Genomic DNA, 14,652 nt, shown 5'->3' on the forward strand with positions numbered 1-14,652 from the left:
TTCGGCGCGTCAGTCCTTGCTCGCCGACTGCCAGCTCATGCCCCAGCCGTACTCGATGTCCGCCGCCTGCTGCTTGAAGACGCCGGGCGCCGGCAGGAGGTACTTGGCCTCCCGCCGGACGATCAGCTCCCCGCCCACGTTCTCGATCAGTGCGATCGCGGCCACCGGCGACGGGACGGTGCATTCGTCCAGGCGCACTTCGATCGGCGGACCGACCGGCGGATGGAGCGTGGCGACCCCTTGGAGCCCCGCGAAGCTGGTGGCCCCGGTGTAGATGACCACGAACACCAGGAGGCGCTCGATCTCGGCCGAGTGATCGAGGTTGATCATGAGGTTCTCGCCGGCCTCGCTCGCCCCGGTCCGGTCGTCGTGGTCCAGCTGGACGTACGGCGGCTGGTGGAAGGAGCCGAACTGGTTGTCGATGGGGTGGACGATGCCCTTGGTGCCGTTCCGCAGCTCCCACAGGCAGGAGAGGTCGAGATCGACGTCCTCCAGCCGGACGGCGTCCTGCCCCTTTCGCATCCAGCCGCGCGGCGGCGCGGCGGCGCTCCACGTGAGATTGACCCGCATGCCCCCAGAGGTGGCCCCCTGCTTGGTCAGCGACACCGCGGGGGCCGCCTTCGTCAAGGTGATCTTCGACAGCCGTACCGGACGGGCGGGCGCGGGAGGATCCACCGCCCGCTGCACCGGTACCGGTACGGGCTGAGATGGGGCCGGGGACGGGGCCGCGGCCGGGGCCGGGGCCGGGGCCGGTGCGGGATCGTCGACCGTGATCCCGAAGTCGGTGGCGAGTCCGGCCAGCCCGGAGGCGTACCCCTGGCCCACCGCCCGGAACTTCCACGCGCCGGCCCGCCGGTACAGCTCCCCGAGCACGAACGCGGTCTCCGTCGTGGCATCCGTGGCGTCGAACCGGGCCGTCTCGGCGCCGCTCCGCGCGTCCAGCACGCGTACGAAGAGGCCGGAGACCCGGCCGAACGTGCCGTCGGTGGAAGCCGCGACCACCACGGTCCCGATCTCCTCCTCCACCCCGGACAGCGTCACCCCGATCGTTTCGACCACGCCCGTGCCGTCCTGGCGCCGTCCCTCGTGGCGCACGGCACCACTGGGGTGCACGGGTTGGTTGTAGAACACGAAGTCGTCGTCCGACCGCACCCTGCCCGCTGCCGTGAGCAGCAGGGCCGACACGTCCACATCGGGCGCTCCGGGACCCGATCGCCACCCCAACTCCACCCGGACCGTGGCGCTCGGCACCGGTACGTTGGCACCCTTCCGCATGGACATGCGGTCCCCCTTCCGCTCAAGGTCTCCCACTCCCGCAGCGTACGAGGAATTGGTGCGCTCCCCTCCCCGAAGGCGGCGATTGCTTCCGCACCGGGGGAAGCCGTGGGGCCCCGGCATGATGGGACGGTGATCACCATTCATCTGAAGTACGAGATCGACGTCGACAAGCTCGCGGAATTCGAGGAGTACGGGCGCCGTTGGGTCCGGCTGGTCAACCGGTTCGGAGGCACCCACCACGGCTACTTCCTGCCCAGCGAGGGCGACAGCGACATCGCCTACGCCCTCTTCTCCTTCCCCGGCTTCGCCGCCTACGAGCAGTACCGCACGGACAGCATGTCCGACCCCGAGTGCCAGGCCGCCTTCGACCTGGCGCGCGAATCCCGCTGCATCAAGCGGTACGAGCGCCGCTTCCTGCGGCCGCTCGACACCCCCGGCCAGTGAAACGTCCGGTCCGGCGCCCGCGCGTGGCGGAGGGTGGGCGGGCGCCGGACCGGCCCGGTCCGCGGGGTCGGGTCACCCTTCGCGGTCCATGACGCGACGGGCCGCCTCGGCCTCCGCCGCGGGCGGTGACAGTTCGTCGAGCGTGTCGAGCTCGTCGTCCGAGGCCAACTCCCGCTCCCAGGCGGCCGCGAGCCGCTCCTGCTCCTGCGGCGGTCTGCTGGTGACGGCCTCCTGCTGCTGCGGTCCCAGAGCCGCGAGGAAACGCCCGACCGCGTCCGTCGGCATGCCGTACTCCTTCTCGCCGTGGGGGAGGCAGCGGCGATCGCGATGCCGTGCCCGGCCCAGGATGGCGAACCGGTCCGGAGCGGGCGGCCCGACACGGCGGTCCGCCACCCGAATGCCGCGCCCGGTGCCGCACCGGTCCGCCGTGCGGCTGCGCGTCACGGGGGCGTGGAACTCCCCGCGCTCCCCGCACGCTCCACCTCCCGGGCCCGTCCTTGCTCCCGCTCCTGCTCCCGCTCCCGCCCTCGCCCCGTGGGCCGGTCCGGCCGGAATCCGACGGCCAGCACGACCGCGCCGATCAGGGCGAACCCGGCCGTCCAGAGCGCCCCGACGTGCATGGCGTGCAGGAACGCGGTGTCGGCGGCCGCTGCGAGCCGGGTGTCGTGCGTGGCCGCCGCCACGTGCCGGGCGAGTTCGGCCGAGACCCGCGCCGGTTCCCGCACCGGATCGGGGAGGCCGGTCAGCGAGCCGTCGATCGCACGCCGGTAGACGATCGAGGTGATCGTGCCGCCGGCCGCGATGCCCAGCACGCTGCCGGTCTGGCGCAGGGTGCTGTTGACCGCGCTGCCCGCGCCGGACCGCTCCAGCGGCAGGGAGCCCAGGACCGCGCCCGTCACGGGAGCGATCACCATGCCGATCGCGGTGCCCTGGACCAGCACGACCGCCGCGTACCAGACGATCGGTGTGGTCGCCCCGAACAGGGCGAAGGAGCCCATCGCCGCGGCCGCGACGGTCAGCGCGATCGAGGAGACGAGCCGGACGGAGGTCCGCCGGGCCAGCCGGACGGCGATCGGGGAGCCGACGACCACCCCGAGGGCTCCCGGGAGCGCGAGGAGCGAGGCGTCCAATGCGGAGAACTGGCGGACGCCCTGCACGTAGAAGGCGAGGTAGAAGGATCCGGCCGTCATGGCCAAGAAGACCGTCATCAGGGTCAGGTTCCCGGCGGCGAAGCGGCGCTGCGCCAGCAGCCGGGGGTCGAAACTGGGGTGGGCGATCCGCAGCTCGACGACGACGAACGCGGCGATCAGTGCGAAGCCGACGAGGGTGGATCCCCAGACCCGCGGCTGGGCGAAGGAGGCGTCCTGGCCGGCGCGGATCAAGCCGTACGCGAGGATGCCCAGCCCGCCGGTCGACAGCAACAGCCCGGCCGGGTCCAGGCGGCGGACCTGCGGGCTGCGGGAGTTGGGCACGTACCGGGCGATGAAGCCGAGGCCGAGGACGACGACGGGCACGTTGACGAGGAACACCGACCCCCACCAGAACCTCGCGAGCAGTATTCCGGCGAGGATCGGCCCCGCTGCGAGGCCGACCCCGGCGAAGGACGACAGGGTGCCGAAGGCCGCCGGGCGCTGCGCCGGCTCGAACGTCCAGCTGACCACCGCCATGGTGGCCGGGACGAGCAGCGCGGCGCCGGCGCCCATCACGGCGCGGGCGGCGATGAGTTGGCCGGGCGTGGTGGCGTAGGCGGCGAGGGCGGAGGCGGCGCCGAAGAGCGCCGTGCCCGTCAGCAGCAGGTTGCGGTGGCCGAACCGGTCACCGAGGGCGCCTCCGGTGAACATCAGGCCGGCAAAGGCCAGTGTGTAGGCGCCGGTGGCCCATTGGAGCTCCCCGGGGGTGGCCCCTAACCCCCGCACGGGGTCGGAGAGCGTCTCGAACGCGGTGGTCAAGATGGTGCCGTCGAGCCAGATGAGGAGCTGGGCGAAGACGAGGACGCCGAGGATGAGCCGCTGACGGTCCGGTGGTGGGGTGGACGACGCCGGTGACGTGGGTGAGGACATGCGTGACTGCCTCCGCATCGGGACGAGTTGGGTTTCGGGGGCGCGCATCCCGGAGCGCGCGACGGTGGCGCGCCGCCCAAGAATCGTCAGGTACCTGACGGTTCACTCATCGTGGCAAACTCGTAAAGTACCTGTCAATCGTGAATCCGGAGGTCGTCCGATGGGCGAGCAGAGTCACCGTCGGGTGCTGAGCTTCGTGGTGCGCCACGCCTGGCTCAGCATGCGGGCGGCGATCGGGGCGGAGCTGGAGGAATTCGGTCTCACCGTGCCGCAGTTCGCGACCCTGATGATCGTGGGGGAGTCCCCGGGCATCTCGGTGGCCCAACTGGCCCGCTTGGTCGGGAGCTCCCGTCAGGCCGCCAACGAGATGCTCGCGGCGCTGGAACGTGACGGCCTGATCGTCCGGGCCCCGCACGCCACCGACCGCAGGACGCACCAGTTGAGCCTCACGGAGCTCGGACACGCGCGCTACGAGGACGCGCTCCCGGCCGTCCAGCGGCGCGAGGCCGAACTGGAGGCGGGGCTGACGCCGGAGCAGTGCGAGGCGGCGTTCGTCTGGATGTCGGCCATGTCGAACGCCTGCCAGGAGGTGCGGAGGAACTGACCCGGCCCCGGCCCGGGTCCCGGCCCCGGGTCCCGGCCTAAGGGGGCGGGCCCGGTCATGCCGGGGGTCGTGGGTCGGCTCAGGGCGTGGACTTCCAGCCCTGCCCGTGGAGCCGTTCGAATCCGTCCAGGAGGAGGTCGAGCGCGAACTCGAACTCGAACTGGTCGTCGCACCCCTGGCCGACGACCGACCGCCGGTCGTGCGCCACCGCCCGGGCCAGTTCGGTGACGTGGGGGTACCGCCGGGCCATCGCCCCGTACGCGGCCGCCCGCGCCCGCTCGTCCTGCGGCGCGGTGCCCGCCGGGTCGTCGAACAGCTCCTCGGTGAAGCCCAGCACCCGGCTGCCGAGGGCGTGCATCGCGTGGTGGGTGAGGTCGGTCGAGAAGCCGCCGGCCCGGAACGTTCCGATCACCGAGTCGAGGTACGTGAGCACCGCCGGCGTCGGGCTGGTGCGCGACCGGATCACCTGAGCTGCCCAGGTGTGCGCGAGGAGGGCGCCGCGCGCCCCGAGGATCCGCCCGCGGACCGCGCTCTTCCAGTCGGATCCGGGGACTTGGGGCGCGATGCCCGAGACGACGACTTCCACCATGCCGTCCAAGAGCTCTTCCTTGTTGGCCACGTGCTTGTAGAGCGCCATCGGTACGACGCCCAGCTCCTGGGCCAGTCTGCGCATGCTCAGCGCCTCGATCCCGGCGCCGTCGGCGAAGGCTACGGCGGCGCGCAGCACCCGGTCCCGACTCAGCGGGGTCCGGCGCGGTTCCTGCGGCTGCTCGGGCATGTGGGCTTCTCCCTCGATCCGTTCCCGGGGTCGTGCGGGCGGCGTCCGAACCGCCTTGACGAGTGTACGGCGTACACCTAGGGTGAGCGCCAACCGTCGGGTGTACGCCGTACACCCATAAGGGAGGGGCTGTTCCGCATGGGCTCAACCAGGAGAACCGCGATCGTCACGGGTGTGCTGTTCCTCGTCACCGAGGTCGCCGCGATCGGCGGCCTCGCGCTCTACCGCCCCGTTCTGCACGACACCGGCTACGTCTTGGGGCCGGGCGCCGACTCCCGGGTGTTCCTGGGGGCGCTGTGCGAGTTCGTGCTCGCGCTGGCGGTCACGGGTACGGGGGCCGCGCTGTACCCGGTCCTGCGGAGGCGGAACGAAGGGGCCGCCATCGGCTACGTCTGCGGGCGCCTGCTGGAGGCGGCCGTCATCGTCGTCGGCATCATCAGCGTGCTGTCGGTGGTGACGCTGAGGAGGCAGGCGGAGGGCGCCGCGAGCACGGACGGGGCTTCCCTGGTCACGGCCGGCCAGGGCCTGGTGGCGTTCCATGACTGGACGTTCCTGTTCGGGCCGAACTTCGTCCTCGGGGCCAACACCCTGGTGCTGGCGGGCCTGATGTACACCTCGCGGCTCGTACCGCGGTCGATCGCCGTCCTGGGACTGGTCGGCGGGACGATGATCTGCGCGTCGGCGACCGCCGTGCTCTTCGGGGCCTACGAACAGGTGTCGGTGGCGGGTTCGCTCGCGGCGCTTCCTGTGTTCGCCTGGGAGGTGACGCTGGCCGTCCGGCTGCTCGGCAAGGGCTTCGACGCGGGAGCCGACGCCGAGTGACGGCCCCCGTCGGCCCCCGTCGGCCCCCGTCGGTTTTCGTCGTCCTTCGTCGTCCTTCGTCGTCCCTCAGGACATCCGGTCCACGTTCCACATCGGCAGGCCCCGGAAGAACTCCACGGCCTCCGCGCGCCAGTACGGCTCCCAGGACGCGGCCTCCGCGGCGGCGGCCTCCGCGTGCCGCCGGATCTCCGCCTTGAGCCGCCGGTCCACGCCGGCGGCGCGGGCGATCTCCCTGATCCGGCCGAGGGTTTCGTCCGGGCAGCCGGGATCGCCGAGCGCGGCTTCGACGAGGGCTGCGTCGGCCCCGGTCGCCGCGGCCAGGACCGCACGGACGGCGTAGGTGCGGCGGCCCGAGCGGATGTCGGCCCCGGTGGACTTCACCTCGGCCGCCGGGTCGTCGCCGGACGGGCCGAAGAAGTCGAGGAAGTCATCGCGCATCTGCTCGGAGACGCCCACCAGCCGGGAGTAGCGGTGCAGTCGGGCGCGGTGCGGCGCCGGGTCCCCGCCCGCGGCCAGCAGGCCCATCGTCAGCGGCGCCAGGATCGAGTACCGCGCGCTCTTGAAGTCGGTGACGGTGTGCAGGAACTCCTCGTCGGGCAAGGTGTGGGAGTCCCGCTCCAGGTCGGCGATCTGCCCGGCCACGGTCTCGGCCGCGGTACGGGTGTGCACGCCGAGCAGGGCCTGGCGGAGCTCGGCGGGAACCTCGGCTTCCAGCAGCACCTGGGTGGACAGGAACGCGGCGAGGTCCCCGGCGAGCATCGCGAGCCCGAGGGCGGTGGCGTCCTGGCCGGGGAACTCCCGGCGGTACGCGTAGTACGTCGAGGGGCCGCCGCGCCGCAGGGGCGCGTCGTCGATGATGTCGTCGTGGACGAGCCCGTGCGTCTGGAGCAGTTCGATGCTCAGCGCGGCCTCGGCGAGCCCCGGTACCTCGTCGGCGGTGACCAGCCGGGCCGCCTCGTACAGCAGGACGACCCGCAGCCGCTTGCCGCCGCGCATCGAGAACTCCCGTAGGAGCTCCAGGCAGCGGGGGACGTACCGGCTGGGCACCGGGACGTCGAAACGCTCGCCGAGGCTGTCGAAGTACTGCTCGAACCGGGCGTCGAAGCGGATCCGGTGACCGGCGACGCGTTCCAGGGTGGTGGCCGTGACGTTGACGTGCATGAAGATCAGTATCGATCACGGCCCCGGCCGCCCGGATCCGGTCCAGCACGTCGGGGGAGTGCCTGCCTCCGCTCGGCGGGAGCCCCCGAACGGGTTCATCCGCCCGAGGGCACGGCAGAGAGACAGGCCCGCAGCTCGGCTTCGCCGGCGTTTCCGCCCGTGCACATGATCGCCACCCGCTGTCCGGCGAGGCCGTCGCGCGCGGCGAGGAGCGCCGCCAGCGGTGCGGCGGCAGCCCCCTCGGCCACCGTTCGGGCATCGCGCATGAGCAGCCACTGGGCCCACCGGATGTCGTCGTCGCCGACCAGCTGGAAGTCCGCGAGGTGCTCCCGGAGCAGGCGCTGCGTCAGCTCGAAGCCCGACCCGGTGGCCAGGCCCTCCGCCGTCGTGGTGTTCGGACGCTCGACGCAGCGGCCCGAGCGCCAGGAGTCGTGCGCGGCCGGCGAGCGGCGGGACTGCACCGCGATGACGCGGCAGCGCGGGCTGACCGCCGCCGCCACCAGGCAAGCGGCGGCGGCGCCACTGCCGCCACCGACCGGCACGATGACCGCGTCGAGGTCCGGTTCCTGTTCGAAGACCTCCAGGAACGTGGTGGCCACGCCCGCGATCAGAGCCGGCTCGTTCGCCGCGCTGACCAAGCGCATCCCGCGCCGGGGGGCGAGCTCCTCGGCGTGGCGGCGGGCCTCCTCGAAGTCCGCGCCGTGTTCGACCAGTTCGGCGCCGAGGCGCCGCACGGCTTCGGCCTTCAGGGGGTTCGGGTCCTTCGGCATGACGATCGTGCAGGGGACGTGGAAGAGCGCCGCGGCATGGGCGAGGGACTGCGCGTGGTTGCCGGTGGAGTACGAGAGGACGCCCCGCGCACGCCCGGCGGGGTCCATCGCGGCCAGCAGGGTGACGCCTCCGCGGACCTTGAGGGCGCCGGTCGGCTGCAGGTTCTCGTGTTTGACCAGAACGCGGATCCCGGCGCCGACGGTGGAGTCGAGGGCGGGATAGGAGAGCAGAGGGGTCGGGGACAGGTGCGGGCGCTGCAGACGATGCGCACGAAGGACGTCGGAGATCGTGGGAGTGTGCATGCCCTCATGCTGCGCAGCAGGCAATCCATAGGACAAATGTCAGTTTCCGATGCATTCATCGATATCATCGATGAATGTTCGACGAGAACCGACTCCGGGTGTTCGCCGCCATCGCGCGCGAGGGTTCGGTGACGGCTGCGGCCGCGGCGCTGCACTACGCGCAGCCGTCCGTCAGCCACCACCTCGCCAGGCTCGAAGCCGAAGCCGGCGTGCCGCTCGTTCAGCGGGCAGGTCGTGGCATCCGGCTGACCGAGGCCGGCCGGCTGCTCGCCGATCGCGCGGAGGAGATCCTCGGCCGGATCGATTCGGCCCGGACCGAACTCGCCGCCCACGCCGGACTCAGCGCCGGACGGGTCCGCCTCGCCGCGTTCCCCTCGGCGCTCGCCACGCTCGTACCCCCGGTGGCCGCCGCCTTCGGCGTCGCACACCCGGACATCGAGCTGGCACTGACGGAAGCGGAGCCTCCCGAAGCGCTGGCGGCCCTACGGCGCGGCGAGGCCGATGTCGCCTTCACCTTCCACCACGGTGACGGTCCGCCCGGTGGCCGCGAGGGCCACACCGTGACACCGATCCTGCACGAGCCGCTCTACGTCGTCAGCCGGGCCGGCGCATCCTGGCCGGGTCCCCGCACCGAGCTCGACACCTACCGCGGACAACGGTGGATCGCCGGCTGCGAGCGGTGCCGTACGCACCTGCTGTCAGTGTGCGGGAAACGCGGCTTCGCTCCTACGATCGCCTTCGAGACCGACGACTACGTCGCAGCCCAGGCACTCGTGGCCGCCGGCCTCGGCGTCAGTACGCTGCCCGGCCTCGCCCTGCGCGCTCATCTCCACCCCGGCGTGCGGATCGACCGCCTACCGGACGACCACCGCTTCGTCGACGCCGTCGTCTACGGCGCACCACCGCTCCCGGCCCCGGTCGAAGCCTTCCTGAAGGTCCTCGAGGAGACCGCCCTCCAGCCGGTGCCCTGGCCCTGACGGCAGGACCCGCCCGTGCCGGGCCGGGCGGTCCTCAGCCGCTGCGAGGACCCTTGGCAGGCGGCCTCAGTCCCACCAGAACGTCCAGTGAGCGTTGCCCAGCAGCGCCTGCTCCGCGTAGCACCGGATGCTCTCGTACCCCTGCCAGACGTTGTCCGGGCAGAAAGCGAAGTGTTCCGCGGCGACCGCGAGGGCCTCGTCCGGTGACTGCGGTGGAGCCGCCACGGACAGGTCCAGCCGCGCGTACGACAGAGCGACCACCCGGGCTCCGAAGCGGTCCTCCCAGGAACGAAGAACGGCACACAGCCGCGCCACGTCGTTGACGTGGTTGACCGGCCCCGACCAGCCGATCGCCGCAGGGATGTCCGCAGGCCGGCCCGCCGGGACCAGCGCGAGCCGGGGGCTTTCGAGCCAGGGCCCGATCAAGGCATCGGCGACGTTCCCGGCGGTCGTCTCCGGATCTGCCGGCGCCCCTCCCACCGGCGCGAGCCCGGGCCAGGGACCGGTGAACGGGGCGATGGCCTCGCCGGAGTCCTCTTCGTCTTCGTTCTCCTCGGTTTCCGATACCGCCGACTCCCACAGGGCCTGGAGAACGTCCTCGGCACGGTGATCGCCGGGGGCCGACATCATGCCGGGATCCAGCTCACCGCCCCACCACTCCGCACAGCCCGATGCGTCCTGAAGGAGGACGGGCTGGAGCCCCAGGGCATCTGCATCCCGGACTGACCGGGACCGGGACCGGTACCGGGCCCAGGCGCCGGGCACTGCGGTCCCGTCGGCCACCCAGAGCAGCGGCTCACGCCAAGGGCCGTCGTGGGTCTCGGTCACCAGCGAGCCCGGGGGCAGGCCGAGGCCCAACGTTTCGCCCGTTGGGTCGGTCAACAGCACCGTCAGCGGTGTGGAACGCGTCGTCATGCGGGTGAAGGTATCGGCCCCCACTGACAGCGCCTCAGTTGCAGCCAGGCCGCGCCCGGACGTCGACGAAGTGGGCCTCCCGCGGGACGTATCCCAGTGGCCCGGACCGACGCGGCCTGCGAGCCTCACCCCGTGGCTACGGAAACCGAGGTGGGAGAACTGTTGCACCAGCGAGCTGGACGACCTGTACAAGGCCGTGAGCATCGACGACGACGGCCAAGCACTCGCCCCGTTCCACGGGATGCCCGGCGCCGACCTGGACGAGTGCCAGCGCCCGGCGTGGAGCGCAACGGAAAATCGCTGGTAGACACGGTGCGCCGGCAGTTGAATGTTCTGATGAGGGATTACTGGACACCTGCCCATCAGGCAGTGGAGCAAGAGGACGCCGAGTCCTTGGCGCGGCTGCTGGCCGAAGGGGCCGATCCTGATGAGGTCTTCAGCAACATGACGCTGCTGACGCACGCGATCGATACCGAGGGCGATGGAGCCCAGCAGACGGGCGAACCGCTCACGGTTCACACCACGGCGGTCCTGCTGGCTTTCGGAGCTGACCCCGAGCTCGCGGCCCCCGGCGGCCGTACGCCCGTGGAGCAGGCGAGTCGGTACGGTCACCACCTGGCGTTGGACTTGCTGCGGGTCCACATGAGCGGGCGAGTCGGCGGTAGTGAAGCCAGGCGCGCCAGCCAGGGCGTCCACAGGGGGCAAGCCCTGGTGGCGTTCCTCAAGGCACGGCTGGACGAGGAGGCCGACCTGGCCCGGCGCTGCGACGGTGACGGATGCGGGCGATGGTCCGCCCACGGGCACACGGTCGATTTCTGTCAGGCGGAGCTCGCAGGTTTCCACCCCACGATCGCCTCGCATGTGGCCCTGCACGATCCGGCCCGCGTCCTGCGCGAGGTCGGGGCCAAGCGAAGCATTCTGGCCCGCCACGTCCTCAGTCCGGCCGTGGGCGACCCGGAAACACCGTGGGACGACCGTGATGACTGCCAGTTCGACGGAGAACCCTGGCCGTGCGACGACCTGCTCGACCTTGCCTCGCCCTACGCCGACCACCCTGACTTCCCCCGAAGCGCCTGAAGCGGCACGACCTGGAGCAGAGCACACGACGCAGGCGCCGCCCCGGGCCGAGCCCGCCGTACGGTGCCTTCAGCTCGGGTTCCGCCGTCCCTCCGGCAGGTTGAGGACAGCGGTGACGTCGTGTGCGAGATCGGGGTGGCTGCGTACGCCGATCTGCGGGCATCGACCAGGGGTTCCAGTAGCGTCGGTTCCATGATCACCCCTGATGCCCTCGATGCCCTCGTCCGCCTCTGCCCGCCGCCCGCCGATCCGCCGCCCGCAGTGGACTGGGTGCAGGCGGAGCGCACCCTGGGAGTGGCTCTGCCCACCGACTACAAGCGGCTCGTCGAGACCTACGGCGACGGCCTCTTCGACGACACGCTCTGGCTGCTCGTCCCCCACTCCGCCCACAACGACTGCGACCTGTACGCGCAGACGAGGGAGCGGGACGAGATCTTGGCCAACCTATGGGAGTTCGAGGCGAAGCCCGTCGGCCTGCTGGAAACGGGGGCCCGGGTCCTGCCGTGGGCATTCGAGGAGGGCACGGGGGCCTTCCTGTACTGGCTGGCGAGGCCCGGCCAGCAGCCCGATGAGTGGACCGTGCTCTACAACGAGGGGCGCGGCCCCCTGTGGGAGGCCCACGACACGGGGTGCTCGGACTTCCTTCTGGCGGTGCTCACGGGAACGGCGGAAACGGAATACTTCGGCCACTTGAGCGAGGTGCCGAAGCCGACGGAGCACTGGTTCGAAACGGCCGACCACGCCTTCGGCACGTCCCGCCACTGAGACTCCGGGCAGCAGGGCTGTGGATCAATCGCGTGGTAGCGTCGCTGCGGAGGCTCAGAGGTGCCCGCCCCGGACGAGATGTGCGCCGTACCCGGCCCGCTAAGACGACGCACTCAGGAGGCGTCATGGCTGCAGACACGTCCTTCATCGACTTCGACGGCCAGTCTTCTCGGCCCCGCGCGTTGGACGTCCGCTGGATCCACGGCTCACCGTCGTCCAAGCACAACACCGACCCGGACATCCAGGTCTACGAGTACGACGAGCACACGGTCATCCTGCGGCAGAACAAGGCGATCCACTACGAAGCGCCGTTCCTGTTCCTGCTGTTCGGCAACGACCGGGCCGTGCTCATCGATACCGGGGCCACTGCGTCACCTGCGTTCTTCCCCTTGCGCGTGGTGGTGGACCGGCTCGTCGACGACTGGCTCGCCCGCCACCCCCGCCCGGAGTACCACCTCCTGGTGCTGCACACGCACGCCCACGGCGACCACATCGCGGGCGACGGCCAGTTCGCCGACCGCCCCCGCCCCACGGTGGTCGCAGCGGAACTCCCCACGGCCTGGACGTATTTCGGATTCGACGAGAACCCCACGGCCGTGGCGAGGGTCGATCTGGGCGGCCGCACGCTCGAGTGCCTGGCCACCCCCGGGCACCACGAGGCAGCCGTCACGTTCTACGACGCGTGGACCGGGTTCCTGCTCACCGGCGACACGGTCTATCCGGGCCGCCTCTACGTCCAGGACTGGTACGCCTTCGCCCGGACCATCGACCGCCTGATCGAGTTCTGTGAACGCAGACCGGTCACCCACGTCATGGGCTGTCACATCGAGATGACCACCGAACCGGGCGTGGAGTACCCGGTCCGCACCACGTACCAGCCCCACGAACCCCCACTGCAGATGACGACCGGCCACCTGCACGAGATCCGCGCCGCACTCGACGAGATGGGTGACCAGCCCCGCCGGCTCGCCCTCGCCCGCTTCGTCATCTGCCCGGACGACTGAGCCGCGCTCAACCAGCTAGCCGGCTCCCACCAGCGCATTCGCCGCCCAGACCGAGCCGCGCGCCGCCGGGGCGCACACGAAGAGTGGCCACGGGAGCACGGCCGCAGGCTCAAGGCTCGCACAGGCGTACAGCGAGGGCGGCGATGTCATCGTCGAGGCGTCCCTTGCTGTGGCGGAGGAGGTCGCGGTGAAGCGCCGTGAGCAGTTCGTCGGGCGGGGTCGGGGGCTGCCGGCGCATCCAGGCCGCCAACGGGAAGAACTCGCCGTCGCGGGCGCGGGCCTCGGCGATCCCGTCGGTATAGAGGAGCAGGAGGTCGTCGGGGGCGAAGTCGAAGGTGTCGACGCTGTAGTGGTCGCCGATCAGCTCCGCGAGGCTGAGCAAGGGGGAGGGGGTGGTGGACTCGAGGGTGAGGACCTTCCCGCGGTTCAGGAGCAGGGGCGGAGGGTGTCCGCAGTTGAGGATGTCGATGCGTCTCCCCCCGTGCGGGATCTGGACGAGGAGGGCGGTGGCGAAGCGCTCCAACGGCCCCTCGGGGGGAAAAGCGCCGTTGTAACGGGTGCTGCTGGCGTCCATGCGGCGGGCGACGTCGACCATGTCGATCTCGCCGTACGCGGCCTCCCGGAAGGCGTTCACGATCGCCGCGGCCGCCCCCACCGCCGGCAGGCCCTTGCCCCGGACGTCACCGATGAGCAGCCTGACCCCGAACGGCGTGTCGACCACCTCGTAGAAGTCCCCGCCGATGCGGGCCTCGGCCGCGGCCGCGAGGTACAGCGACTCGATCTCGATGCCGCCGAAACGGCGCGGCAGGGGGCTGAGCACCACCTGCTGCGCCGCGTCGGCGACGAGCCGTACCTGGAAGAGGGTGCGCTCCCGCTGGAGCCGGACGTGGCTCCCGTACGCGGCGGCCACGGTGACCGCGATGATCCCGGCGGCCGTCCACCACGTCCCCAGGTCCGGGAAGACGAAGCTGAGGCCGATCATCAGGATGAGACAGACCGTCCCGAGCAGGACAGTGGGCAGCACCGGCCACATGGCGGCGGCAAGGGCCGGCGCCGCGGGCAGGAGACGGCTGAAGGCCATATCCGGCGGAGTGTTGTACGCCAGGCTGGCGATGACGACGGTCAGGATGACCGGCGACAGCCGCACAAGTCGTCCCGGGCCGGGGCGCCTGCGTAGCCGCGGCCGTCCAGACTCGATCACACTTCACAGGATATCTACGTAATCGGGTCATAGCGCTCTGACGGTCAGGGCCCGGCCCTCCGGTTGCGGACAGTATCTGTCCGCAAGGGGGTGCGCTCTCGGCGTGTCGGGCGACTCCGAGCCGTTCGCCCGGGACCACAGCGGTGAGCGGCAGCCGGGGGACCTTGCCGCGCCACCGGGGCAGGGAGCAGGACCGTGCCGGCGACGCTCCCGCGGACGGCCCCGCGCGAGACCGGCCCGCCACCTACGTCGGCCGCACCGTCCGACCGGTCGGTCCGGCACGTGGGGCCCGTGCGGCACGGTGGTCCGGTCGTCCCAGGACCGGTCGGACGACGACCGTCGCCGGTCAGCCCGCTCACGGCGGGACCGGATGTGCTCCGTGTTACTCCAGTGGGCTGACGCGAGGGAGCCGAAGTGCCACGATGATCCGTGCTTCAGCAGTGTGCCGGACGGGACGCGGTGAGTGCGGTGACAGCGTGTCCCGGAGGCAGCC

The 14,652-nt window shown here is 71.5% G+C and carries 15 protein-coding genes, 1 pseudogene and 1 riboswitch; of the genes and pseudogenes, 8 read left to right on the forward strand and 8 right to left on the reverse strand.

What is annotated here, in order from left to right; all coding sequences use genetic code 11:
- Positions 1-9 precede the first annotated feature (9 nt).
- Complete coding sequence (locus OG594_RS40905; RefSeq protein WP_266607449.1) at positions 10-1,281, reverse strand: TerD family protein; 1,272 nt, start codon at positions 1,279-1,281, stop codon at positions 10-12.
- A gap of 126 nt (positions 1,282-1,407) precedes the next feature.
- Between OG594_RS40905 and OG594_RS40910 the strand changes: the two genes are divergently transcribed.
- Positions 1,408-1,722 carry an NIPSNAP family protein gene (locus tag OG594_RS40910; RefSeq protein WP_266607450.1) on the forward strand — a complete coding sequence of 105 codons (315 nt, stop codon included), beginning with the start codon at positions 1,408-1,410 and terminating at the stop codon, positions 1,720-1,722.
- 72 nt (positions 1,723-1,794) lie between these two features.
- Here OG594_RS40910 and OG594_RS40915 read toward each other — a convergent pair whose 3' ends face one another.
- A complete protein-coding gene (locus tag OG594_RS40915) occupies positions 1,795-2,007 on the reverse strand; it encodes a hypothetical protein (RefSeq protein ID WP_266607451.1) in 213 nt (70 codons plus the stop codon).
- A gap of 155 nt (positions 2,008-2,162) precedes the next feature.
- Complete coding sequence (locus OG594_RS40920) at positions 2,163-3,782, reverse strand: MFS transporter (protein WP_266607452.1); 1,620 nt, start codon at positions 3,780-3,782, stop codon at positions 2,163-2,165.
- A 160-nt stretch (positions 3,783-3,942) separates the two neighbouring features.
- Here OG594_RS40920 and OG594_RS40925 point away from each other — a divergent pair, with 160 nt between their 5' ends.
- Entirely contained in the window at positions 3,943-4,386 is a 444-nt protein-coding gene (locus OG594_RS40925; protein ID WP_266607453.1) for a MarR family winged helix-turn-helix transcriptional regulator, read from the forward strand.
- Positions 4,387-4,465: 79 nt separating this feature from the next.
- On the opposite strand, the gene OG594_RS40930 is transcribed toward OG594_RS40925, so the two are convergent.
- Positions 4,466-5,164 carry a TetR/AcrR family transcriptional regulator C-terminal domain-containing protein gene (locus OG594_RS40930; protein ID WP_266607454.1) on the reverse strand — a complete coding sequence of 233 codons (699 nt, stop codon included), beginning with the start codon at positions 5,162-5,164 and terminating at the stop codon, positions 4,466-4,468.
- 138 nt (positions 5,165-5,302) lie between these two features.
- Here OG594_RS40930 and OG594_RS40935 point away from each other — a divergent pair, with 138 nt between their 5' ends.
- Positions 5,303-5,986 carry a DUF4386 domain-containing protein gene (locus OG594_RS40935; protein ID WP_266607455.1) on the forward strand — a complete coding sequence of 228 codons (684 nt, stop codon included), beginning with the start codon at positions 5,303-5,305 and terminating at the stop codon, positions 5,984-5,986.
- A 66-nt stretch (positions 5,987-6,052) separates the two neighbouring features.
- On the opposite strand, the gene OG594_RS40940 is transcribed toward OG594_RS40935, so the two are convergent.
- On the reverse strand, positions 6,053-7,147 hold the full coding sequence (locus OG594_RS40940; protein ID WP_266607456.1) for a polyprenyl synthetase family protein: 1,095 nt from the start codon (positions 7,145-7,147) through the stop codon (positions 6,053-6,055).
- Between the two features lie 95 nt (positions 7,148-7,242).
- Positions 7,243-8,220: a threonine/serine dehydratase gene (locus tag OG594_RS40945; protein WP_266607457.1), complete on the reverse strand. Its 978-nt coding sequence runs from the start codon at positions 8,218-8,220 to the stop codon at positions 7,243-7,245.
- Positions 8,221-8,294: 74 nt separating this feature from the next.
- Between OG594_RS40945 and OG594_RS40950 the strand changes: the two genes are divergently transcribed.
- Positions 8,295-9,197, forward strand: a complete 903-nt coding sequence (locus tag OG594_RS40950; RefSeq protein WP_266607458.1) for a LysR family transcriptional regulator — start codon at positions 8,295-8,297, stop codon at positions 9,195-9,197.
- A gap of 66 nt (positions 9,198-9,263) precedes the next feature.
- On the opposite strand, the gene OG594_RS40955 is transcribed toward OG594_RS40950, so the two are convergent.
- Positions 9,264-10,112, reverse strand: coding sequence for a DUF4253 domain-containing protein (locus tag OG594_RS40955; protein WP_266607459.1), 849 nt, complete (start codon positions 10,110-10,112; stop codon positions 9,264-9,266).
- 336 nt (positions 10,113-10,448) lie between these two features.
- Between OG594_RS40955 and OG594_RS40960 the strand changes: the two are divergent.
- From OG594_RS40960 to OG594_RS40975, 4 genes and pseudogenes are all read left to right on the forward strand, one after another.
- Positions 10,449-10,763: pseudogene (locus OG594_RS40960) on the forward strand (ankyrin repeat domain-containing protein); the annotation flags it as partial.
- The gene (locus OG594_RS40965; protein WP_266608826.1) at positions 10,755-11,189 is read left to right on the forward strand and encodes a DUF6221 family protein; all 435 of its coding nucleotides are present in this window, start codon (positions 10,755-10,757) and stop codon (positions 11,187-11,189) included. The pseudogene OG594_RS40960 and the gene OG594_RS40965, both read left to right, overlap by 9 nt.
- Positions 11,190-11,381: 192 nt before the next feature.
- Entirely contained in the window at positions 11,382-11,954 is a 573-nt protein-coding gene (locus OG594_RS40970) for a hypothetical protein (RefSeq protein ID WP_266607460.1), read from the forward strand.
- Between the two features lie 46 nt (positions 11,955-12,000).
- A riboswitch (guanidine-III (ykkC-III) riboswitch) is annotated at positions 12,001-12,068 on the forward strand.
- Between the two features lie 11 nt (positions 12,069-12,079).
- Positions 12,080-12,958, forward strand: a complete 879-nt coding sequence (locus OG594_RS40975) for an MBL fold metallo-hydrolase (protein ID WP_266607461.1) — start codon at positions 12,080-12,082, stop codon at positions 12,956-12,958.
- Between the two features lie 109 nt (positions 12,959-13,067).
- Here the strand turns inward: OG594_RS40975 and OG594_RS40980 are convergent, their stop codons facing one another.
- On the reverse strand, positions 13,068-14,159 hold the full coding sequence (locus OG594_RS40980; RefSeq protein WP_266607462.1) for a PP2C family protein-serine/threonine phosphatase: 1,092 nt from the start codon (positions 14,157-14,159) through the stop codon (positions 13,068-13,070).
- Positions 14,160-14,652: the final 493 nt, after the last annotated feature.

Origin of the sequence: Streptomyces sp. NBC_01214 (assembly GCF_026340975.1) — a bacterium.
Lineage (GTDB): Bacteria > Actinomycetota > Actinomycetes > Streptomycetales > Streptomycetaceae > Streptomyces.

What these genes read in the sequence shown, in the direction of transcription:
- OG594_RS40905 (WP_266607449.1), bottom strand. Translation starts at nt 1,281, where the DNA reads ATGTCCATGCGGAAGGGTGCCAACGTACCGGTGCCGAGCGCCACGGTC.
- OG594_RS40915 (WP_266607451.1), bottom strand. Translation starts at nt 2,007, where the DNA reads ATGCCGACGGACGCGGTCGGGCGTTTCCTCGCGGCTCTGGGACCGCAG.
- OG594_RS40920 (WP_266607452.1), bottom strand. Translation starts at nt 3,782, where the DNA reads ATGTCCTCACCCACGTCACCGGCGTCGTCCACCCCACCACCGGACCGT.
- OG594_RS40925 (WP_266607453.1), top strand. Translation starts at nt 3,943, where the DNA reads ATGGGCGAGCAGAGTCACCGTCGGGTGCTGAGCTTCGTGGTGCGCCAC.
- OG594_RS40930 (WP_266607454.1), bottom strand. Translation starts at nt 5,164, where the DNA reads ATGCCCGAGCAGCCGCAGGAACCGCGCCGGACCCCGCTGAGTCGGGAC.
- OG594_RS40935 (WP_266607455.1), top strand. Translation starts at nt 5,303, where the DNA reads ATGGGCTCAACCAGGAGAACCGCGATCGTCACGGGTGTGCTGTTCCTC.
- OG594_RS40940 (WP_266607456.1), bottom strand. Translation starts at nt 7,147, where the DNA reads ATGCACGTCAACGTCACGGCCACCACCCTGGAACGCGTCGCCGGTCAC.
- OG594_RS40945 (WP_266607457.1), bottom strand. Translation starts at nt 8,220, where the DNA reads ATGCACACTCCCACGATCTCCGACGTCCTTCGTGCGCATCGTCTGCAG.
- OG594_RS40950 (WP_266607458.1), top strand. Translation starts at nt 8,295, where the DNA reads ATGTTCGACGAGAACCGACTCCGGGTGTTCGCCGCCATCGCGCGCGAG.
- OG594_RS40955 (WP_266607459.1), bottom strand. Translation starts at nt 10,112, where the DNA reads ATGACGACGCGTTCCACACCGCTGACGGTGCTGTTGACCGACCCAACG.
- OG594_RS40965 (WP_266608826.1), top strand. Translation starts at nt 10,755, where the DNA reads ATGAGCGGGCGAGTCGGCGGTAGTGAAGCCAGGCGCGCCAGCCAGGGC.
- OG594_RS40970 (WP_266607460.1), top strand. Translation starts at nt 11,382, where the DNA reads ATGATCACCCCTGATGCCCTCGATGCCCTCGTCCGCCTCTGCCCGCCG.
- OG594_RS40975 (WP_266607461.1), top strand. Translation starts at nt 12,080, where the DNA reads ATGGCTGCAGACACGTCCTTCATCGACTTCGACGGCCAGTCTTCTCGG.